The sequence below is a fragment of the Companilactobacillus kimchii DSM 13961 = JCM 10707 genome (assembly GCF_001435445.1).
GTDB classification, from domain to species: domain Bacteria; phylum Bacillota; class Bacilli; order Lactobacillales; family Lactobacillaceae; genus Companilactobacillus; species Companilactobacillus kimchii.
Genome location: NZ_AZDH01000027.1, coordinates 78,945 through 100,721, shown reverse-complemented (window position 1 = coordinate 100,721; position 21,777 = coordinate 78,945). Strand labels below are relative to the sequence as shown.

The window sequence follows — 21,777 nt, the reverse complement described above, 5'->3', positions numbered from 1 at the left end:
TCATGAGTAAAGAAATGGTTGAAGCACTTGATGCGCTTGAAAGCGAAAAAGGCATCAAAAAAGAATATGTTATTGAATCACTAGAAGCTGCTTTGGTAGCTGCTTATAAAAGAAATTATAATCAAGCCCAAAACGTTAATGTTGAATTTGATGCTAAAAAGGGTAATATACATGTTTATGCGGTTAAAGAAGTTGTTGAAGATGTTGTAGATGATCGTTTGGAAGTTAGTCTTGAAGATGCTCAAAAGAAAAGCAGAGGTTACGAAGTTGGTGATCACGTTCAAGAAGAAGTAACGCCAAAAGATTTTGGACGTATTGCGGCTCAAACTGCTAAACAAGTCATTATGCAACGTGTTCGTGAAGCAGAACGTGATATCATTTATAATGAATACAGTCAATATGAGCATGAAATCATCCAAGGAACGGTTGAACGTAGTGATAATAGATATGTTTATATCAACTTTGGTAAGATTGAAGCTGTTATGTCTAAGAATGATCAAATGCCTGGTGAAACTTACAATTCACGTGATAGAATTCGTGTTTATGTAACTAAGGTTGAAAATGCTACAAAGGGACCTCAAGTCTTTGTATCTAGAACTGATCCAGGTTTAGTTAAGCGATTATTTGAACAACAAGTTCCAGAAATATATGATGGAACTGTAGAAATTGTTTCAATTGCTCGTGAAGCTGGAGACAGAACTAAGATTGCTGTAAAGTCTGACAATCCTGATGTTGATCCTGTTGGTACATGTGTCGGTCCTAAGGGTACTCGTGTACAAGCAGTTGTTGATGAATTAAATGGTGAAAACATTGATGTTGTGCCATATGTCGATGATCCTGTTGATTTCATTGCTAATGCATTGAACCCAGCTGAAGTTATTGCTGTTCAATTTGATGAAAATGATAAGAAACAATGTATTGTAATTGTACCTGATTATCATTTATCATTAGCTATTGGGAAGAAAGGTCAAAATGCACGTTTAGCTGCTAAATTGACTGGTTACAAGATTGACATCAAACCTGAATCACAAGTTGAATTCGTTGATGATAACGATCAAGACGTCGATATCAATGATGTTGAAAGTGGCAAGATCGATATTGAAAAGACTCGTGAAAATGCTGCTAATGCTGATGATGCACAGAATCCTGCTGCAAATGATTCAGAAGATGTAGATGACGAAGACGATTCGACAGACTCAGAAGAATAAGAGAGGTGATAGATTTGCCAACTCGTAAGATACCTATGCGTAAGGATATTTTAACGAATAAGATGTATCCAAAAAGAGAAATGGTAAGGATTGTTAAGGATAAGGATGGTAACATCTCTATCGATCCAACTGGAAAGAAAGCCGGCCGTGGCGCTTATGTTGGATTGGATCCCGAAGCCATTAAAAATGCAAAATCTAAGAAATCACTAGAAAAAGTATTCTCACATGCAGTACCAGAGAATTTTTATGATGAATTATTTGATTTTGTCGATCATCAAAAGGCTAGAATGGACCTCTTTGGTGATTTAGGGAAGAAACATTAATGAACTCATTTTATAATTTTTTAGGGTTAGCTGTTAGAGCTGGTAAATTTATCAGTGGAACAGAACTGACTATAAACGGCATTCGTGATGGCAAGGTAAAGTTAGTTATTATGGCTAGCGACTGTAGTCCACGAACAATGAAAGATTTACATAATAAAGCGACTTACTATAAAGTACCAGTAATTGATACGGTGGATAGTGCTTCGTTAAAAACTGCTATTGGAAAAGACAGAAAAGTTATGGGAATAACAGATTTTGGATTTGCTAAAAGGTTAAAAGATATTATGGACAATTAACAATTAAGGAGAGTGATAGGATGGTCAAAAAGAGAATTTATACTATTGCAAAAGAAAATGGTGTTGAGAATCAAGTAATTCTTGATGCTGCCACAAAATTGGGTATGGATGTGAAGAACCATATGTCATCAGTAGATGAAAATGACGAAAAGAAAATTGTAAGTAACTTAAAGAGTGGTAAAAAGCCAAGCAACACAAGTAATAATGGTAGTAGACCTGCCCCTGTTCAACACAATAATCATGCACAAAATCATGTGCAAAAATCTACAGGTGAGAAACATGAAAGTGGTAACCAAAATTCAGGTGATCACAAGACTAAGATTAAGATTACTGCTGTAAGAAGAGATGCTAATAAGGGTAAGGGTCATTTTGACCATCGCAATAACAATCACAACTCCAATGGTAATCGTCCAAACAGCAATAACCATCGCCCAAATAGCAATAATGCTAACAACAATAGTAATAACAATAATAGTAATAACAGCAACAACCGCAATAATCACAACAATAATGAGAATAGAAGAAATGATAACCGTAATTCTCAATCACGTGATAATCGCAACCGTAACAACAATAACAGACGTGATCGTTCTACTACACAAGGACAAGCTCCACGTCCAAGACAAAGTGCTGGTAACAAGTATCTAGAACAATTTAAGACAAATATTCAAGATGCTAGTCGTATTCCTAGTCATCCAACTAGAAATAACAGTCACAATAACAATAATCACAGTAGTAGTGATAATAATCATAAGAACAATCACCGTCCTAATAACGACAACCGTTATAGAAATAACAATAACAACCATAATAACAGTACTAATAGCAATAACAATAATCGTAACAATAACAATTCCCAAAATAGAAGACCTAACAACAATAACAATGTAGCTGCTAAAGCCAAAGAAGCTCCAAAGGCAAATGTAGCAAATACTAATGTTCCAAAGCCAGAATACAAGAAGGCAAAGCCAACTAATAGTAATCGTGACTTTGGACATAAGCAAAATCTTGCTAATCCATTTGGTAGTCGTAGAAAGAAAAAGGAACGTAAACGTCAACAACGTCAACGTACCGAACCTAAGAAGCCAATGCCACAAAGAAAGGAACGTCCATTACCAGAAACACTTGTTTACTCTGTTGGTATGAACGCTCAAGATATTGGTAAATTGATCCATAGAGAACCAGCTGAAATTGTTAAGAAGTTATTCATGCTTGGTATTATGATTAACCAAAACAAGTCCTTAGATAAGGATACAATTGAATTGTTGGCCGCTGATTACGGTATTAAGGCTGAAGAAAAGGTACAAGAAGATGTTGCTGATATCGACAAGTACTTTGATGCAGAAGTTAATACAAGTGAAAATCTTGTAACACGTCCACCAGTTGTAACTATCATGGGTCACGTTGATCATGGTAAGACAACCTTGCTTGATCACTTGAGACATACACACGTTACAGCTTCTGAAGCTGGTGGTATTACACAACATATTGGTGCTTATCAAGTACGTCTTCAAGACAGATTGATCACATTCTTGGATACTCCAGGACATGCTGCCTTTACTAATATGCGTGCTCGTGGTGCTGATATTACTGATATCGTTATTTTAGTTGTTGCAGCTGATGACGGTGTTATGCCACAGACAATTGAAGCTATCAACCATGCTAAGGCCGCAAATGACCCTATCATCGTAGCTATCAATAAGATCGATAAGCCGGGTGCTAACCCACAACATGTTACTGAAGAATTGATGAAGTATGATCTTGTTCCTGAAGATTATGGTGGGAATACTATCTTTGTTGATATTTCAGCTAAAATGGGTACAAACATTGATGAATTGCTAGAAATGATTCTACTTGAAGCCGATGTTTTGGAACTTAAGGCAAATCCTGAACAAAAAGCTATTGGTACAGTTATTGAAGCTAAATTGGACAAGGGCCGTGGACCAGTTGCATCACTATTGGTACAACAAGGTACATTGCACGTTGGTGATCCAATTGTTGTTGGTAATACCTTTGGTCGTGTCAGAACAATGACAAACTACAATGGTAAAGAAATTGATGCTGCTAAGCCTTCAGAGCCAGTAGAGGTTACTGGTTTGAATGATGTCCCTGAATCAGCTGATAAGTTTGTTGTCTTCGATGATGAAAAGACAGCTCGTGCAGCTGGTGAGGAACGTGCTAGTCGTGCTCTTCAAAAGGAACGTCAAAATACTAACCCTGTTACACTTGATAACTTGTTCGAGACAATGAAAGAAGGAGAACTTAAACAAGTCGACGTTATTATTAAAGCCGATGTTCAAGGTTCTGCTGAAGCTATTGCCGGAAGTTTGAAGAAGATTGAAGTTAAGGGTGTTCGTGTCAACATTATCCATTCAGCCGTAGGTGCTATTACTGAAAGTGATGTTAACCTTGCTGCTGCAAGTAATGCCATCATTATTGGATTTAATGTTCGTCCAACAGCTCAAGCTAAAGTTCAAGCTAAGGATGAAAAGGTTGATATTCGTCTACATAGAGTTATCTATAAAGCTATCGATGAAATTGAAGCTGCCATGAAGGGTATGCTAGAACCAGTTTATGAAGAAAAAGTTATTGGTAACTTAACAGTCCGTGAAACATACAATGTTTCTAAGATTGGTACAATTGCTGGTTGTTACGTAAACAGTGGTAAGATTCAACGTGATAGTGGTGTAAGACTTATCAGAGATGGTATTGTTGTCATGGAAGGTAAACTTGCTTCACTTAAGAGATTCAAGGATGATGTTAAGGAAGTTGGTTCTGGATTCGAATGTGGTATCACAATCGAGAACTATAACGACATCAAGATTGGTGACGAAGTTGAAGCCTATGTAATGGAAGAAGTTCCAGTTAAATAGGAGATGAGAATATGGTAAAACATCGAATTGGTCGAGTTGAACAAGAGATTCAAAAAGAAGTTAACGATATTCTTTTAAAACGTGTTCGTGATCCTAGAGTTCAAGGAGTTACAGTAACTGGTGTTGAAATGACTGGTGATTTGCAACAAGCAACCGTTTATTTTAGCATCTTATCTGAAAAAGCTAGTGATGTTGAAAAAACTCAAGCTGGCTTAGATAAAGCTACTGGACTAATTAGAAGAGAATTGGGTCAGAACTTAACGTTGTATAAAGTACCTGAATTGGAATTTAAGCAAGATCAATCAGTTCGCTATGGTGAAAAGATTGATAAATTAATTGCTAAGTTACATCAGGACGAAGCAAATCGTTAATACAATTTGATATTAAAGAAGATAGGTAAATCCGAAAGTGGGTTTCCTATCTTTTTTATTTACGACTTCTTTTCATTCTATAAAAATACTAGTAAAATCATTGTTAATGACATTTAGATACGGAGATTATTATGGACGGAGTAATTCCATTAAATAAAAAAATTGGACAAACAAGTTCTGATTATGTTTATAAGTTAAGAAAAGTATTACATACTAGAAAAATCGGTCACACAGGAACCTTAGATCCTTTAGTAGACGGAGTTTTACCTATCTGTGTGGGACAAGCTACTAAACTAGTAAATACTCTGACAGGCTCTCCTAAAGAGTATGAGGGTGAAATAACTTTAGGTAAGTCAACTACAACTGAAGATCGCGAAGGTGATACGGTTGAAGAGAAGAAATTAGCTGAACCAATTGCCAGTGAAGATCTACAAAAAGTTTTCCAACAAATGACAGGGGAATTAACACAAATCCCACCAATGTTTTCGGCGGTCAAAGTTAATGGTAAAAAACTTTATGAATATGCTCGTGCTGGGCTTGAGGTTGAACGTCCTAAAAGACAGATTCATATTTATGATTTTTATATTATGGGGAATCCAGTTTATGATGAAATAACAGGGTATCAAACACTCAAATTTCATGTTAAGTGTTCTAAAGGAACTTATGTAAGAACATTAGCAGTTGAATTTGGTCGCATTTTGGGATATCCCGCCTTTATGTCCCAACTCACACGAGTAAAAAGTGCTGGCTTTTCAATTGATGAGACCTTTACTTTAGGACAAATAGAAGAGATGCTTGAGAAAAATGACATGAGCTTTTTGAAGTCGATTGATGAAGTCCTAAGCGATGTCCCTAAGCATGAATTAACAGATGAAGAATGGGAAGTCCGTGTGTCACATGGTGGCTTTTTGGAACCGGAAATCGATTCTGATATAGAGGATCGTTTGCGAGTTCAAAGAGCAGGAGTAACCAAAGCACTTTACAAGTATGATAAAGTAAGAAATATGTGGATTCCAGATTTAATGTTATTAAATAATAAATAGAAGAGATTGAAAATGCAGATTATTAAAGTTAAACATCCGCTTCTAGAGCAACAGCGCCCAACTGAAGATACAGTTTTAATCATGGGCTTTTTTGATGGGGTACATCTTGGTCATCAAAAAGTTATTAAAACGGGAGTAGATCTTGCCCGTAAACACGGACTAAAATCAGTATTATTGACCTTTGATCGTTCACCTAGAACGGTATATCAACATGAAACGGATTATAAATACTTATCAACAATGGACCGAAAAGCCGAGTTAGTAGAAAAACTTGGAGTTGATCGGCTCTATTTTGTTGAATTTGGACAGGCATTTGCGCAATTAAAGCCTCAAGAGTTTGTTGATCAATATATGATTGATTTAAAAGCCAAGTTTGTCGTAGCTGGTTTTGATTATACATATGGGAAAAAAGATATTGCCAATATGCAGACTTTACCACAGTATTCACACGATAAATTTGAAATTGTGACTGTGCCAGAACAGGTTTTGGATGATCGAAAAATTGGTTCAAGCGCAATCAAAAAGTTTATTTCTGAAAATAAGGTAGAAGAGGCTAATAAATTTTTAGGCTATACTTATCAGAATCAGGGGACAGTAGTTCATGGTCTGCAACGAGGTCGAACTTTAGGTTACCCAACAGCCAATTTAGCAACTGAGGGCAATCAGTTGATTCCTTCGATAGGTGTTTATGCCACAAGAATTAAAGTCGGCGATGTCTGGTACAATTCAATGACATCCGTAGGTTATAATGTGACCTTTAAAGAGAATACTGGAGTTACAATTGAAACTAATATTTTCGATTTTGACGCTGATATCTATGGTGAACGTGTAGCATTGGAATGGGTTAAATATTTACGTGGCGAAGTTAAGTTTGATGGAGCAGAAGGTTTAGTCAAACAATTGGAATTGGATAAGATTAATTCAATCAAAATTTTACCAAAAAAATAAGAGAACTTGAGTAAATGACAATAGAGATGTCATCAAGAGTTCTCTTTTTTAATTTCTGAAATTTTTTAGCAAATAATTTCAAAAATTGAGCGTCCATACTTGACACTATAGGGATAGATTGTTATATTTTACATTGTTAGCACTCAGGTATGAATAGTGCTAAAAAGGAGGACGGTATAATGCTATCACAACGTCAAGATGCAATCTTGAGAGAAGTCGTGCGCATATTCACAGATACCGGCCAGCCGGTTGGTTCGAAGACATTGATGAATGAATTACCTTTTCATGTAAGTTCTGCGACAATCAGAAATGAAATGGCAGTGCTTGAAGAAGTGGGTTACCTTGAGAAGACTCATCTTTCGTCAGGTAGAATTCCTTCAGCGATGGGATATCGTTATTATCTGGACCATCTGGTACAACCAACTAGTGTACCGCAAGATATAGCACAGAGAATTGACGATGACTTTGGTAAAACATATCATCAAATTGATGATATTATTGAACAATCTGCCAAGATTTTATCTCATCTAACTAGTTATACAGCAATCACATTAGGACCAGAGAGCAATTCAGTTCTTTTAACAGGTTTTAGAATCGTTCCCTTGAATCCACATCAACTCATGGCAATCATTGTCACAAGTGATAATAATGTTGAGAATAACATTTATACAATCGATGATGATTTTGATACTTCATTAATTGAAAAAATTGTAAACATTGTAAATGATAAGTTAGTTGGACAACCTTTACCTAAGGTTATTCAAATGCTTCATACTGATGTTCCAGCAATTCTTTCCGAATATATGTATTCAACTGATGGTTTGTTGGATATGATGGATCAGCTCTTTAAGAAGGCTGGTGCTGAGAAGTATTATGTTGATGGACAATTGAATTTGTTAAATTATGCTAATAATGATGATTTATCGCAGGTTCAATCATTGTTCTCAATCATTAATCAAAGTACTGATTTAAGAAAATTGATTGATCCAAGTATTTCTGATGACGCCATCAAGGTTCGTCTAGGAAGTGAACTTGGGAGTGATGCATTAAAGAACTACAGTATTATCACTGCTAATTATGATGTTGGTCATCATGGTAAAGGTGTTATTGCTTTATTAGGACCAACAACAATGCATTATTCACAGTTGATAGGTTTACTTGGTGAGTTCAGAGTTGAATTAGCCAAAAGATTAATTGATTATTATTCAAGGTATGATGATTCTTGAAATTTAGGAGGAAGTAATGGCAGATAAAGAAAAAGATCAAGATTTGAAGACTGTTAAAGAAGCAGCTCCCAAGACTGATAAGAAAGCTGATAAAAAATCAGCTAAAAAGGATGCTAAGGTTGATCCCAAAGATCAAGAAATCAAAGACCTTAAAGCTAAGAATGATGAGTTGTCAGACAATCTTTTAAGAACACAAGCTGAACTTCAAAATATGAACAAGCGTCATAGTAAAGAAGTTGCTGGAATTCTTAAATATGATGGTCAAAAGTTGGCAACTGAAATTCTTCCCGTTATCGATAATCTTGAACGTGCCTTAGCAGTTGATGCTGACGACGATGCCAGCAAGCAACTTAAAAAGGGTATTGAAATGGTGCAACAACATATGGCTAAGGCGTTGGAAGATAACCATGTGACTGTTATTGACAATGCTGGTGAGAAATTCGATCCAGCAAATAGTCAAGCTGTTCAAACTGTTCCTGCTGATGATAAACATAAGAAGGATACAGTCGTTCAAGTTTTACAAAAGGGTTATAAATTAGAAGATCGTGTACTTCGTCCAGCAATGGTCGTTGTTGCTCAATAGTAAATAATTAAATAAAGAAATTAAAAAGAGGTTAAGGTTTATGTCAAAAGTTATTGGTATTGATTTAGGTACTACAAACTCTGCTGTAGCCGTTCTTGAAGGCGGTTCTCCAAAGATTATTACAAACCCAGAAGGTGCAAGAACTACTCCTTCAGTTGTTGCTTTTAAAGATGGTGAAATCCAAGTTGGTGAAGTTGCAAAGCGTCAAGCAATTACTAACCCAGATACAGTTTCATCAATCAAGCGTCACATGGGTGAAGCAGGTTACAAAGTTACTGTAGCCGGCAAATCATACACACCACAAGAAATTTCAGCATTTATTCTACAACACATCAAGAAGTTTTCAGAAGACTACTTAGGTGAAAAAGTTACAGATGCTGTTATCACAGTTCCTGCATACTTCAATGATTCACAAAGACAAGCTACTAAAGATGCTGGTAAGATTGCTGGCTTGAACGTTCAACGTATCGTTAACGAACCAACAGCTTCAGCACTTGCTTATGGCCTAGATAATGACAAGGGTGACGAAAAAGTTCTTGTTTATGATCTTGGTGGTGGTACATTTGATGTTTCCGTTCTTCAATTAGGTGACGGTGTCTTCGAAGTACTTTCAACAAATGGTGATACACATCTTGGTGGTGATGACTTTGACCAAAAGATCATCGATTGGTTAGTTGAACAATTCAAGGCTAAGAATGGCGTTGATTTGGGACAAGACAAGATGGCTCTTCAAAGATTAAAGGATGCTGCTGAAAAAGCTAAGAAGGACTTGTCAGGTGTTGCTCAAACATCAATCAGTCTTCCATTTATTTCATCAGGTGCTAATGGCCCACTTCACTTGGAAGAAACATTGACACGTGCTAAGTTTGATGAATTGACATCAGATCTTGTTGAAAGAACAAAGATCCCTGTTGACAATGCTTTGAAAGATGCAAATCTTACAAATTCAGACATTGACAAGGTTATCTTAAATGGTGGTTCAACACGTATTCCTGCTGTTCAAGATGCTGTTGCTAAATGGACTGGTAAAGCTCCAGACCACTCAATCAACCCTGATGAAGCCGTTGCTCTTGGTGCTGCTATCCAAGGTGGTGTTATCTCTGGTGATGTTAAGGATGTTGTTTTACTTGATGTTACACCTCTATCACTTGGTATCGAAACAATGGGTGGTGTCTTCACTAAGTTGATCGATAGAAATACAACTATCCCAACAAGCAAGTCACAAGTATTCTCAACTGCTGCCGATAACCAAAGTGCTGTTGATATTCACGTCCTACAAGGTGAACGTCCAATGGCTGCTGACAATAAGACCTTAGGTCGTTTCCAACTAACAGATATTCCTGCTGCACCTCGTGGTGTACCTCAAATCCAAGTTACATTCGATATTGATAAGAATGGTATCGTAAATGTTTCTGCTAAGGATATGGGAACAAATAAGGAACAAAAGATCACTATCAAGAGTTCATCAGGTTTGAGCGATGAAGAAATTGATAAGATGATGAAAGAAGCTAAGGAACACGAAGAGGAAGATAACAAACGTAAGGAAGAAGTCGATGTTAAGAATGACGTTGAACAAACATTATTTGCAACAGACAAGACTCTAAAAGACGTTAAGGGTAAAGTTTCTGACGATGAAATCAAGAAAGCCCAAGATGCTCGTGATGCTTTGAAGAAAGCTCAAGACTCAGGTGATCTTGAAGACATGAAGAAGAAACGTGACGATTTGAACAAGATTGTTCAAGATCTTTCTGTAAAACTTTATCAACAAGCTCAACAAGCACAACAACAAGCTGGTGGCGATAAAGGTGCTGCTGGAACAGGTTCAGCTGATGGTAAGAAGTCAGGCGATGACAATACAGTTGATGGCGACTTCTCAGAAGTAGATCCTGATAAAGATAAGAAATAATAATTGTGATAAAGAGCAGTCGTTTAATTACTAAAACCAATTATGGTATAGTAAGAACATAACTGCTCTTTTGAGCGTTAAAAAGGAATAGGACTCAAATGTCCTGTCATGCAAAGGTGATTTAATGGCAGATAAAAATCCATATGACGTACTAGGCGTTGATAAGAACGCTTCTGATGACGATATAAGAAAAGCGTTTCGTAAACTTTCAAAAAAGTATCATCCTGATTTGAATAAAGCGCCTGATGCTGAAGCAAAGTTTAAGGAAGTTAATGCCGCTTATGAAATTCTAAAGGATCCACAAAAGCGTGCTCAATATGATCAATATGGTTCTGCCGGTATGAATGGTGGCCAAGGTGGATTTGGCGGCTTCGGTGGTGCCGGTGCTGGTGATCAGTTCGGTGGCTTTGAAGATATCTTTAGCCAATTCTTTGGTGGCGGCGGTGCTGCTCGTCAAAATCCTAATGCCCCAAGACAAGGTTCCGACTTACAATATCGCATGGATTTGACTTTTGAAGAGGGAGTCTTCGGTAAGAAAACTAATATTTCCTATAACCGTGAAGAAGAATGTTCAACTTGTGGTGGTTCAGGTGCTAAACCTGGTACACATCCAGAAACATGTTCTAAATGTCATGGCTCAGGTTATGTTGAAGTAGATCGTCAAACTCCACTTGGCCGTATGCGTACAAGAGTTGTTTGTGATGTCTGCAATGGTACTGGTAAAGAAATCAAAGAAAAGTGCAATATTTGCCATGGCTCAGGTAAGGTAAATGAAAAGCATGAACTTAAGGTTACTGTTCCAGCCGGTGTTGAAGATGGACAACAAATGCGCTTAGATGGTCAAGGTGAAGCCGGAACAAACGGTGGACCTTATGGTGATTTGTATATTGTCTTTCATGTTGCTCCAAGTAAGGAGTTCAGACGTGATGGTTCGACAATTTATGCATCAGTAAATATCAGTTTCCCACAAGCTACATTAGGCGATAAAATCAAAGTTAATACAGTTCATGGTCCTGTAGAATTGAATATCCCAAGTGGTACTCAAACAGGAACAACATTCAGATTACGTGGTAAGGGTGCTCCTGTTCTAAACAGTAAGAGTATCGGTGATGAAAAGGTAACAGTTAATATTGTCACACCTCGTAAGTTGTCTAGTGAACAACGTAGCGCTTTGAAACAATTTGCTGAAGCTGGTGGCGATAAAGTTAAGGAAAAAGATAGTAACTTTTTCAATAAAGTAAGAGATGCTTTTAAAGGCGAATAAAAATAAAAAAGAAGAGGCCGTTGGTCTCTTCTTTTTTACATATAGAACATAGTAGTACAATAGTGTAAAATAAAAAGAATGATAAATTTCTGATAGAAGGGAATAATTTATGGATTTAGATCTCGATAAATTAAAAGAACGACAAAAAAGAATTCGTAATTTTTCTATCGTAGCGCATATCGATCATGGTAAATCAACGATTGCTGATCGAATTTTGGAAAGAACTAAGACTGTTTCAAAACGTGAGATGAAAGCTCAGATCCTAGATGATATGGATTTGGAACGTGAACGTGGAATTACTATTAAGTTGAATGCGGTAGAACTTGAATACGAAGCTAAGGATGGCAAGACTTATATCTTCCATCTAATTGATACTCCAGGACATGTGGACTTTTCCTATGAAGTTTCACGTTCTCTAGCTGCTTGTGAGGGAGCTTTGCTGGTAGTTGATGCTGCTCAAGGTGTTGAAGCTCAAACTTTGGCTAATGCCTATTTAGCAATTGATAACGACTTGGAAATTGTACCAGTTATCAATAAGATTGACTTGCCTTCAGCTGAACCTGATAAAGTTAAGGAAGAAATTGAAGAGATGATCGGTATTGATGCCGAATCGTCAATTTTGATGAGTGCTAAGACTGGTATTGGTGTCGACGAATTGCTTGAAAGAATTGTTTCTGATGTACCAGCTCCTGAAGGTGATTTGGATAAACCACTCAAAGCGTTGATTTTTGATTCTGTTTATGACAGTTATCGTGGTGTTGTGTTGGATGTACGTGTTCGAGAAGGCGTTGTAAAGGTCGGAGACACGATTCAATTGATGAGTAATAAGAAGACCTTCGAAGTTACAGAAGTTGGTGTGATGTCTCCTAAAGCTGTTAAACGTGATTACTTGATGGCTGGGGATGTAGGTTATATTACTGCAAGTATTAAGACAGTTAAAGATACTCAAGTTGGTGATACAGTTACACTTGCCAATAATCCAACCGATTCACCTTTGACTGGATATCGTAAGAGTACACCAATGGTGTATGCTGGACTTTATCCTGTAGATAATGCTAAATATGAAGATTTGAAAGAAGCTTTAGATAAATTACAATTAAATGATGCTGCTTTGGAATATGAACCAGAAACGTCCCAAGCCTTAGGATTTGGTTTCCGTGTTGGATTCCTAGGACTATTGCATATGGATGTTGTTCAAGAACGTTTGGAACGTGACTTTGATCTTGATTTGATTACCACATCGCCATCAGTTGATTATCATGTAACAACGACTGACGGTGAGGAAATCGTGGTCGATAATCCAGCTGAGTTGCCCGATGTTTCCGAGATCAAAGAAGTTCGTGAACCATTTGTTCGAGCTGAAATTATGGTTCCCGAAGACTTTGTTGGTCCCGTCATGGAACTCTGTCAACATAAGCGTGGCGAGTTTGTCACAATGGATTATTTGGACAAGTATCGGGTAAACGTAGTTTATAAATTGCCATTGCTAGAAATTATTTTTGATTTCTTCGATGATTTGAAGTCGAATACTAAAGGTTATGCTTCACTAGATTATGATGTCGATGATTACGAACCAAGTGAATTGGTTAAAATGGATATCTTGCTTAATGGCGAACCAGTCGATGCTTTGAGCTTTATTGTTCATAAGGACTTTGCTCAAAAGCGTGGTCGTGACATCGTTGCTAAATTGAAGGAAGTTATTCCTCGTCAAATGTTTGAAATTCCTATTCAAGCCGCTATTGGTAACAAAGTAGTCGCTCGTTCAAATGTTAAAGCTTATCGTAAGGATGTTACAGCCAAACTTTATGGTGGTGACAGAACTCGTCGTGATAAGTTGTTGAACAAACAAAAGGCCGGTAAAAAACGTATGAAGGAAGTCGGAAAAGTTTCCATTCCTCAAGAGGCCTTCATGGCTGTTTTGAACCTTAACCGAGGCAAAGAAGACGGTAAAAACTAGATAAGTGCTTATAATGTAATTAGTGTTTACATTATAAGTGCTTTTTTATTTGGAGGGATTCATATGGAAAAATTTGATACGATTATCATTGGTGCTGGCCCAGGAGGTTTAGCAGCAGCTTATGACTTGAGTGAAGCCGGTCAAAATGTAGCTTTGATTGAAAATAATTTATGGGGTGGAACTTGTCCTAACCGTGGCTGTGATCCCAAAAAGGTTTTGTTAAGTGCCGTTGAAGCTAGAGATAGAATGACCCAATTGAAAGGCAAAGGGTTTGGTGATGTTCCTTACGTTAATTGGGAAGAATTAGAGAAATTTAAAGCAACTTTTACTGATCCAGTGTCTGCTGGAAGTAAAAAAGGAGCCATCAATGCTGGTATTACAGCTATCGATGGCTCACCTAAATTTGTCTCAGAAAAAGAATTAAGTGTTAATGAGTCTACCTATCAGGCCGATCACTTTATTATCGCGACAGGACAACGTCCTAGTTATTTAGATATTCCTGGTAAAGAGTATCTTTTATCTAGTACCGACTTCTTGTCACTCAAACAGATGCCTAAGACAATTACAATTATTGGTGCCGGCTATATTGCTTTCGAATTGGCTACAATTGCTAATGCGACCGGAGCAGAGGTTCATGTAGTTCACCATAATGATCATCCCTTGAAAGCATTCAATGAAAAATATGCTCAAGAGTTAGTTCATCAATTGGAAGCTAAGGGCGTTAAATTCCACTTCAATGTTGATACGAAAGAAATTGTAAAATCAGCTGGACAATTAACGTTAAAGGCGAATGATTTCAGTTTGACTAGTGATTTGATTATTGGTGCTACGGGAAGAATTCCCAATATAGATATTCTCGATTTGGAAAAAGCTAATGTCAAAACGGATCGCCATGGTGTAGTTGTGAACGAAAAATTACAATCAAGCAATGATAAAATTTTTGCCATTGGGGATGTTGTTTCAACAAAGATACCCAAATTAACACCAGTAGCCGGTTTTGAAGCTGACTATGTTAGTGATGTTATTTTAGGGAAGACTACAGATGATATCAAGATACCATTAGTACCAACGGTCGTTTATGGAACTCCTAAGCTAGCTCAAGTTGGTGAACAGAATGGTGCTGAAGTGGTTGACCAAGATGTAACTAGCTGGTTCACATACAGCCATACCAATGAACCTAAGGCTATGATCAGAATTGTGCTGAATGATAAATCTCAAATTATTGGTGCAACGGTTTTAAGTAATGAAGCCGACAGTATGATCAATCTCTTAACAAAAGCAATCGAACAGAAGATGACTCATAGTGATGTTAAGAAAGAGATTTTAGCTTACCCAACTGCTGGTAGTGATTTGGAATATTTATTCTAAATAAATGTATAGTAAGATAATCGTGATGATTCACGATTATTTTTTTTGGAGGAAGAAGCATGTATCGACATGAAATAGTTGAACCCAGTCAACAATTATTAAAATTGATTGTGCACACTAATAATTTTGCTAACGAAAATGTTTTACGTCATTGGCATCAGGCTATTGAAATTGATTATCCGATTGAAGGAACGGCTGATTTCACTATTAGTGGTGAAAAGATTAGTTCCAAATCAGGGGATGTTTTGATTATCAATTCCAACGAAATTCACTCAGTCGATAATATGAATGCGAATAAGAACACTTTAGCTTTAACATTTTTAATTCCATATGAAATTCTGATCAAAGAAATTCCTAATTATGAAAGTTACTGGTTTGTTCTTCCCAAGAAAAAAGAGGAAGTGGCAATAATCAAGCACGACTTATATTTGTACTATCAGCATAACCAAATAAAGGATGAATACCGTAATTTACAATTAAAGAGCGATATGTTCTTGATTCTACATGACCTACTAAAGTATTGCAGTCACGAAAAAAGTACAGTTCATGGACTTCCCAGAATTCCTACATTACATAAATTGGCAGAAGTAATCGACTATATCAATCAACATAGCAGTGAAAAAATAATGTTAGACGAAATAGCTCAAGCAGGTCATTTGAGTACGGGTTATCTATCTAGAACCTTCAGCAAACAAATGGGGATGAGTGTAATGGAATATGTAAATTATATTCGTTTAAAAAAGGCCTATGAGATGATAACAAATACGGATAAGAATATTGCAACTATCTCTGATTTGACAGGCTTTTCTAATCCAAAATCATTTAGTAAACTATTTCTTCGGACCTATAAACAAACACCAGGAAAATATCGATACAGGTTAAAACGTCATAAAACGACCTAAAATTGGTTATTATTAACCGCTTACAGTAAACGGTTACATCGTACAATGAACTTGTTCTTAAGAAATACAAGGAGTGATACGATGACAAAAATCAATACTAAATCGTTTCTGTTTAAATTTGCTTTACTGTCGATCTCGATGTTGTTAATGGCAGCTCCTAATATTGCTGCAGCAATACCATTGATGAGTAAGACTTTTACTGGTCAATCAACTTCGGCTATTGAAACTATTTCGACGATTCCTAATTTAGGTATTATTGCTGGTATTTTTATCAGTAGCGTTTTGGTTAATTTCTTAGGTCAAAAAAAGACCGTAATGTTTGGGCTTATTGTTGCGTTAATATTTGGAATAACTCCAGTATTCTCGAACAATTATTATGTTGTTATTATTTCTAGGTTGCTGCTGGGAGTCGGAATTGGTTTATTCAATTCTTTAGCAATCAGCATGATTTCTGATTTTTACGGTGGCGATGAACTCTCCACGATGATGGGCTTTCAAAGTTCGGTCAGTTCATTAGGGAGCTCAATTTTATCATTTTTGGTAGGCTATCTAATCGCCTTTGGTTGGCATGCAACTTTCATTATTTACGCAATCGCATTGCCTATCATGATTATCTTTGGATTAGTGATTCCTAACGTTGAAAATAAATCGGTTAAGCATGAAAAGTCAGTTCACCAAAAAGTTAATTTGCCGGTTATTCTAATTTCAGTGATGACATTCTTTATTTATGCTTTCTTCATGGTAGTTACAGTAAAACTGGCCGATTTGTTGACGTATAAGAATATGGGTACGGGTAGTCAAGCGGCTACAATTCTAGGTGTCTTCACGTTAGTATCCATGGCAATCGGTTTTGCTTATGGATTCGTTCATAAATTATTGAAGCAATATACTTTGGTAGTTGGATTCTCGTTAATGGCTATTGGCTTTGCGATTTTATCCAGAGCGGCAAGTATTGCTAATGTAACTATTGGTGTAGTAATCGTTGGTTTAGGTTTTGCCCTGGTAATTCCATTTATCTATACGATCATTAACACGATTGCTCCAAAAGGTTCGGAGAATTTAGCTTCTTCAGTCATGTTGATATTCACTAATGTTGGAGTTTTCATCTCACCAACTTTGATCAATTACTTGTCTGGTTTAATGGGTAGTCAACAACCAGATATGAACATGAGAGTTGCTGCATATGGATTTGGTTTCTTATTGTTGGTTGCCATTTTTACACTTATTTATCAAAAGGTCGTTCAAGGAGGAAAGTATTTTGTTAGAAAAGGTTAATGTTAAAAATACAGATTATCAAATGAAGTTGGTTCCTGGAAAAGATACAGAAGGGTATCTTGATCCTAAAGCCAAAGAAGAGTTGGAGGATTCTATCAAACAAATTAATACTGGTGACTTTGGTAGTGCAGTGGATAGTGAGGTTACGGTCGAAGATATTCGTTCGTCAATGGGCTGGAAAAAAGCTAATCATACGAATCAACATGAATTGAGCATTACTGACATAAATTATGGTGGGGTTAATGTTCGAGTCTATTTACAAAAATCGCTAGTTAATGAAACTTTACCAACAATTTTATTCATGCACGGTGGCGGCTTCTTTGGTGGTAGTTTGGATAACGTTGAATATCCATGTGAAGCATTAGCAGATTTTGGTAAAGTTCGCGTAGTCTCAGTGGATTATGGATTGGCACCAGAACATCCCTATCCCCAGGATTTGATTGATTGCTACCAAGTGTTGAATTATATAGCACAAAATAAAGCTGCTTTAAAAATAGGCGATATCACAGCAATGGGTGATTCTGCTGGTGGTAATTTGACCTATACCTTATCATTATTAGATCGACAATTAGGGACTAACTATTTAAATAAGGCAGTAGCACTATATCCAGTTACTTATCAAGGCCAGGATGCTAAGAGAAGAGCAGCATTTGATACACCAGAGCCGTTGATTGGTCATGAAAAAGCTGAAGATGTCAGAGCTTATATTAATAACTTTAATGGTAGTCAAGGGATGATCAATGATTGGTATATTCGTGACAATGATTCGGAGAGCATGTATATTTCACCATTGAATGCGCCAGAAGAGTTGTTAAAGAAGATGCCGCAGACGTTATTTATGATTGGTGAATTTGATCCTTTAAGACTCCAAGGAGAAGCCTTCTATAGCAAGATGAAATTAGCTGGTGGTGATATTACTTACCTCAGATATAACGGGATGACACATGCTTTTATGGATAAAGTTGGTGATTTTGTTCAGGCTGATGACTGCCTACGTGAAGCAATTGAGTTTATTTTGAAATAAGAATGAGAATCTAATTATTTTGTTTTTTCCATATAAAAAATCTAGCTTAGTGATCGTTTTTAAATCACAAAACTAGATTTTTATTTATTATTAGGGGCAGGTTTACCAAAGAAGTATCCTTGAACGCGTGAGACGCCTAGTTTTTTTGCCATTAATAGATCTGTTTCAGTTTCTACACCTTCAAGAATAAAATCTAAATTTTGTTCTTGAGCGATTTGATTCCAGAAAGCCACTCTTTCTGCTAATTCTTTTTCAGAATTGGTTTTACGAAGATTTTGCATGGCAAATTTCATACCATTAACATACGGTAAGGCACCACGTACGAGTTCAAATGAATTGTCACTACCAACATCATCAATCATGATTTTAATATCAGCTGAACGGTATAAGGCACTAATTCTTCTAGTGGTCTGTGAATCCTTTAAATCTGTGATTTCAATTGTTAACTTATTAGGCCCTTCAGAACTCTTAGCAAATTGGGTCAAGGCCTCAGCTACATCAATATCTTCAAACTGTTTGGCTGTTAAATTTAAATTGAAGTTTTGAATTTCAGTATTAGACATGAACTCTTTTAATAAGGTAATCTGCATCCATACGGGGATTTCGAAGTAGTCAGGAAGAATCCAACGTTTTTGGTTAGAATCGTATGTTCGAAGAAGAAGTTCGTGATAATACAGACTTGGTTTAGTTTTAGATACATCATAGATATCTTGGGCAAAGTAACAATAGTCAGATAATTTTTTAGTCTGTTTTTGAATACCTGATACAATTTTTTATCTAAAGTAATCGTATCCCGACCGTACTGTTTACTCCTTAAAAGTGCATCATCAGCACGTTTATAAATATTGTTAACTGTAGTATCTTCAGAATGGATGGTCGTTAAGCCAACAGAAGTAGTGACACTAATGTTACGGTCGTTATAGGCAAACTCACTTTTGCGAATACCTTGCCAGCAAGCTTTCACTATAGGAAGGACTGTTTCAACTTCATTATTTGGAAAGACGATATTATATTCTTCACCACTGGTTAAAAAGAGTTGATATTCCAGATTAGAATTGTTTAAAATTTGTTTCATCATTCTAGACACTCCAGACAGGACTTCGTTTCCTGCTAGTCTACCAAAACGATTATTGATTAATTTCATATTATCTAGATCAAATGTGGCAAAACTTAGATTTGTTTTAGACTGTTTCGCATCTGAAAACATTTTTTGAAGTTCTGTCTGATGATCTGCATAACTGTTGTGTTCAATACCTCGTTCGTAATCAGCTAGACGTTCCAGTTGACGTTTACGTTGATCTTCCTGATATTGACGAATCCAGTAACCGAGAACAAAAGTAATCATTAAAGTGTAAAGAATAACAGCTTGAATTTTCCATTCTAAAGTAAAAGTCATACCCATGGATTGCTTTGGAACAGTGAACCAAAAGATGGACGATATAAAAATTGCGCTTAGGGTTCCAATACCCCAATTTTTCATTATTTTTTTATGATAAATTTTTAATACAATGGTTGCTGCAAGAAAAATAACAAAAGCAACTAGAGGAACTACTTGAAAGAAATTAGTGGCATGATGCATATACCAAATTTCTATTAATGCCAGTATTTGAATACCAGTTTCTATTTTAGAAAATCCACCAAATAATAATGGCAAGATCAGGATAAATAGAGCCCAATTGTGATATATGATGGCTGAATTATTATGAATAAAGAACATAGCATCAAGATGAATTAATGTTCCTAAGCCGGCAGTAATGAGGGTTAGTAAAATCCTAGCTGTCCATCGTTTGTTTTGAGAAATATCCTTTTTATCAAAAGCTTTGTTCCAGAGCCTTTGGAAAAATTGTATAAATCCAATACTAAAAAAGCTGACGATTACAACACGAATTAAAAATAACGGTAGGTCTATAGATAAGTGTGCCCAAGTCATAAACTTTCCTCCGCAATATAATAATATTCTTATTGATTATATTACAATTAAATGTGATTTAATATAATTTATTTTTTTAAAATTAAATAATGGGAAATAAAAATCCAGAGACTCACGATTGAGTTTCTGGATTTTAAATGATTTATAAATTTAAAATTATTTTTCTTCATAACCATTTAGATGTTTTGATTTGAAGTTCCAAGCATCACTGATAACTTTTTCAACGTCATCATACTTAGGTTGCCACTTCAAGACTGTTCTGGCCTTTGTTGAATCAGCAATCAAAGTACTTGGATCACCGGGACGTCTTGGGCCAATTTTAGCGGGGATTTCTTTACCAGTAGCTTTACGAGCTGCTTCAAGAATTTCCTTGTTTGAGAATCCAGTAGATGAGCCGAGGTTAAAGACATTGCTGTCATTACCGCTACGAAGGTATTCCATGGCCAGACGGTGAGCTTCGGCTAAATCTTCAACGTGGACATAATCACGGACGTTAGTACCATCCTTAGTATCATAGTCGTCACCGAAGATTGTCAATTCATCACGTTGTCCAGCAGCAACTTGCAAGACAACTGGAATCAAGTGAGTCTCAGGATTGTGATCTTCACCGATTGTGCCGTCAGGCTTTGCTCCACCAACATTGAAGTATCTTAAGGCAACAAATTTAATACCATAAGCTACGTCACACCAGTGCATGATTTTTTCCATGGCTAGTTTACTTTCACCATATGGATTAGTAGGTACGGTAGGATCAGTTTCCTTAATAGGAATTTGTTTAGGTTCACCATAAGTTGCAGCGGTTGACGAGAAGACAATGTGCTTAACGCCAAAATTATGCATTACTTGAAGTAATGAAATCATACCACTTGTATTGTTGTCAAAATACTTAAGAGGGTCTTTCATTGATTCAGGAACAACTGAAAAGGCCGCAAAGTGAATGACATCAGTAATGTCTTCATTTTGGAATAATTTGATTAAAAATTCCTTATCGCGGACATCACCTTGATAGAATTTAGCTTTTGAATTGATAGCTTGTTGATGACCAGTTGATAGGTTATCTGCTACAATGACGTCGTAACCAAGCTCGCACAAATGGTCTACTGTATGTGAGCCAATGTATCCGGCACCACCTAAAACAAGAATGCTCATAAAATTACCTCCAGATTCATTTATAATTACATTATAGCTTATTTATAAGCTTTTAAATGTTGATATTATTGAAGTTTTTAGAAAAAGATTAAAGACTTAACTTTTTTGGACAGATGCTTTAATATTAAAAT

Annotated in this window: 19 protein-coding genes; 16 read left to right on the top strand and 3 right to left on the bottom strand. The window is 36.4% G+C overall.

Annotated features, from left to right (window positions below; genetic code table 11):
* The first annotated feature begins 2 nt into the window (after positions 1–2).
* The 16 genes from nusA (at position 3) to FC97_RS11875 (ending at position 18,567) form a co-directional block, all read left to right on the top strand.
* Positions 3–1,208 carry a transcription termination factor NusA gene (gene nusA / locus FC97_RS11950; RefSeq protein WP_054641931.1) on the top strand — a complete coding sequence of 402 codons (1,206 nt, stop codon included), beginning with the start codon at positions 3–5 and terminating at the stop codon, positions 1,206–1,208.
* Between the two features lie 14 nt (positions 1,209–1,222).
* On the top strand, positions 1,223–1,531 hold the full coding sequence (gene rnpM, locus FC97_RS11945; protein ID WP_025085185.1) for an RNase P modulator RnpM: 309 nt from the start codon (positions 1,223–1,225) through the stop codon (positions 1,529–1,531).
* Positions 1,531–1,827: a L7Ae/L30e/S12e/Gadd45 family ribosomal protein gene (locus tag FC97_RS11940; protein ID WP_054641930.1), complete on the top strand. Its 297-nt coding sequence runs from the start codon at positions 1,531–1,533 to the stop codon at positions 1,825–1,827. Before rnpM ends, FC97_RS11940 begins: the two co-directional genes overlap by 1 nt.
* 20 nt (positions 1,828–1,847) lie before the next feature.
* Positions 1,848–4,700 carry a translation initiation factor IF-2 gene (gene infB / locus FC97_RS11935; RefSeq protein ID WP_054641929.1) on the top strand — a complete coding sequence of 951 codons (2,853 nt, stop codon included), beginning with the start codon at positions 1,848–1,850 and terminating at the stop codon, positions 4,698–4,700.
* Between the two features lie 11 nt (positions 4,701–4,711).
* Positions 4,712–5,071, top strand: a complete 360-nt coding sequence (gene rbfA / locus FC97_RS11930; RefSeq protein ID WP_025085187.1) for a 30S ribosome-binding factor RbfA — start codon at positions 4,712–4,714, stop codon at positions 5,069–5,071.
* Positions 5,072–5,202: 131 nt separating this feature from the next.
* Positions 5,203–6,114 carry a tRNA pseudouridine(55) synthase TruB gene (truB, locus tag FC97_RS11925; RefSeq protein ID WP_054641928.1) on the top strand — a complete coding sequence of 304 codons (912 nt, stop codon included), beginning with the start codon at positions 5,203–5,205 and terminating at the stop codon, positions 6,112–6,114.
* Positions 6,115–6,126: 12 nt separating this feature from the next.
* Positions 6,127–7,062, top strand: coding sequence for a riboflavin biosynthesis protein RibF (ribF, locus tag FC97_RS11920; RefSeq protein WP_056968292.1), 936 nt, complete (start codon positions 6,127–6,129; stop codon positions 7,060–7,062).
* Between the two features lie 179 nt (positions 7,063–7,241).
* The gene (gene hrcA / locus FC97_RS11915; RefSeq protein ID WP_054641927.1) at positions 7,242–8,288 is read left to right on the top strand and encodes a heat-inducible transcriptional repressor HrcA; all 1,047 of its coding nucleotides are present in this window, start codon (positions 7,242–7,244) and stop codon (positions 8,286–8,288) included.
* 16 nt (positions 8,289–8,304) lie between these two features.
* Complete coding sequence (gene grpE / locus FC97_RS11910) at positions 8,305–8,871, top strand: nucleotide exchange factor GrpE (RefSeq protein WP_054641926.1); 567 nt, start codon at positions 8,305–8,307, stop codon at positions 8,869–8,871.
* Positions 8,872–8,911: 40 nt separating this feature from the next.
* On the top strand, positions 8,912–10,777 hold the full coding sequence (gene dnaK / locus FC97_RS11905; RefSeq protein ID WP_056968290.1) for a molecular chaperone DnaK: 1,866 nt from the start codon (positions 8,912–8,914) through the stop codon (positions 10,775–10,777).
* 124 nt (positions 10,778–10,901) lie between these two features.
* Entirely contained in the window at positions 10,902–12,041 is a 1,140-nt protein-coding gene (dnaJ, locus tag FC97_RS11900) for a molecular chaperone DnaJ (RefSeq protein WP_025085193.1), read from the top strand.
* 109 nt (positions 12,042–12,150) lie between these two features.
* Entirely contained in the window at positions 12,151–13,998 is a 1,848-nt protein-coding gene (gene lepA / locus FC97_RS11895) for a translation elongation factor 4 (protein ID WP_054641925.1), read from the top strand.
* A gap of 63 nt (positions 13,999–14,061) precedes the next feature.
* The gene (locus FC97_RS11890) at positions 14,062–15,366 is read left to right on the top strand and encodes a dihydrolipoyl dehydrogenase family protein (RefSeq protein WP_054641924.1); all 1,305 of its coding nucleotides are present in this window, start codon (positions 14,062–14,064) and stop codon (positions 15,364–15,366) included.
* 59 nt (positions 15,367–15,425) lie between these two features.
* Positions 15,426–16,268, top strand: coding sequence for an AraC family transcriptional regulator (locus FC97_RS11885; protein WP_054641923.1), 843 nt, complete (start codon positions 15,426–15,428; stop codon positions 16,266–16,268).
* Between the two features lie 81 nt (positions 16,269–16,349).
* Entirely contained in the window at positions 16,350–17,543 is a 1,194-nt protein-coding gene (locus FC97_RS11880; RefSeq protein ID WP_056968288.1) for an MFS transporter, read from the top strand.
* Positions 17,527–18,567 (top strand): alpha/beta hydrolase, encoded by a 1,041-nt coding sequence (locus tag FC97_RS11875; RefSeq protein ID WP_056968286.1) that lies wholly within the window; start codon positions 17,527–17,529, stop codon positions 18,565–18,567. Before FC97_RS11880 ends, FC97_RS11875 begins: the two co-directional genes overlap by 17 nt.
* Positions 18,568–18,647: 80 nt before the next feature.
* Here the strand turns inward: FC97_RS11875 and FC97_RS11870 are convergent, their stop codons facing one another.
* From FC97_RS11870 to galE, 3 genes are all read right to left on the bottom strand, one after another.
* Positions 18,648–19,130 (bottom strand): EAL domain-containing protein, encoded by a 483-nt coding sequence (locus FC97_RS11870; RefSeq protein WP_054641918.1) that lies wholly within the window; start codon positions 19,128–19,130, stop codon positions 18,648–18,650.
* Positions 19,131–19,138: 8 nt separating this feature from the next.
* Positions 19,139–20,497: a GGDEF domain-containing protein gene (locus tag FC97_RS11865; protein WP_054641917.1), complete on the bottom strand. Its 1,359-nt coding sequence runs from the start codon at positions 20,495–20,497 to the stop codon at positions 19,139–19,141.
* A gap of 156 nt (positions 20,498–20,653) precedes the next feature.
* On the bottom strand, positions 20,654–21,646 hold the full coding sequence (gene galE / locus FC97_RS11860) for a UDP-glucose 4-epimerase GalE (protein WP_025085746.1): 993 nt from the start codon (positions 21,644–21,646) through the stop codon (positions 20,654–20,656).
* Positions 21,647–21,777: the final 131 nt, after the last annotated feature.

What these genes read in the sequence shown, in the direction of transcription:
- nusA (WP_054641931.1), top strand. Translation starts at nt 3, where the DNA reads ATGAGTAAAGAAATGGTTGAAGCACTTGATGCGCTTGAAAGCGAAAAA.
- FC97_RS11940 (WP_054641930.1), top strand. Translation starts at nt 1,531, where the DNA reads ATGAACTCATTTTATAATTTTTTAGGGTTAGCTGTTAGAGCTGGTAAA.
- infB (WP_054641929.1), top strand. Translation starts at nt 1,848, where the DNA reads ATGGTCAAAAAGAGAATTTATACTATTGCAAAAGAAAATGGTGTTGAG.
- rbfA (WP_025085187.1), top strand. Translation starts at nt 4,712, where the DNA reads ATGGTAAAACATCGAATTGGTCGAGTTGAACAAGAGATTCAAAAAGAA.
- truB (WP_054641928.1), top strand. Translation starts at nt 5,203, where the DNA reads ATGGACGGAGTAATTCCATTAAATAAAAAAATTGGACAAACAAGTTCT.
- ribF (WP_056968292.1), top strand. Translation starts at nt 6,127, where the DNA reads ATGCAGATTATTAAAGTTAAACATCCGCTTCTAGAGCAACAGCGCCCA.
- hrcA (WP_054641927.1), top strand. Translation starts at nt 7,242, where the DNA reads ATGCTATCACAACGTCAAGATGCAATCTTGAGAGAAGTCGTGCGCATA.
- grpE (WP_054641926.1), top strand. Translation starts at nt 8,305, where the DNA reads ATGGCAGATAAAGAAAAAGATCAAGATTTGAAGACTGTTAAAGAAGCA.
- dnaK (WP_056968290.1), top strand. Translation starts at nt 8,912, where the DNA reads ATGTCAAAAGTTATTGGTATTGATTTAGGTACTACAAACTCTGCTGTA.
- dnaJ (WP_025085193.1), top strand. Translation starts at nt 10,902, where the DNA reads ATGGCAGATAAAAATCCATATGACGTACTAGGCGTTGATAAGAACGCT.
- lepA (WP_054641925.1), top strand. Translation starts at nt 12,151, where the DNA reads ATGGATTTAGATCTCGATAAATTAAAAGAACGACAAAAAAGAATTCGT.
- FC97_RS11890 (WP_054641924.1), top strand. Translation starts at nt 14,062, where the DNA reads ATGGAAAAATTTGATACGATTATCATTGGTGCTGGCCCAGGAGGTTTA.
- FC97_RS11885 (WP_054641923.1), top strand. Translation starts at nt 15,426, where the DNA reads ATGTATCGACATGAAATAGTTGAACCCAGTCAACAATTATTAAAATTG.
- FC97_RS11880 (WP_056968288.1), top strand. Translation starts at nt 16,350, where the DNA reads ATGACAAAAATCAATACTAAATCGTTTCTGTTTAAATTTGCTTTACTG.
- FC97_RS11870 (WP_054641918.1), bottom strand. Translation starts at nt 19,130, where the DNA reads ATGTCTAATACTGAAATTCAAAACTTCAATTTAAATTTAACAGCCAAA.
- FC97_RS11865 (WP_054641917.1), bottom strand. Translation starts at nt 20,497, where the DNA reads ATGACTTGGGCACACTTATCTATAGACCTACCGTTATTTTTAATTCGT.
- galE (WP_025085746.1), bottom strand. Translation starts at nt 21,646, where the DNA reads ATGAGCATTCTTGTTTTAGGTGGTGCCGGATACATTGGCTCACATACA.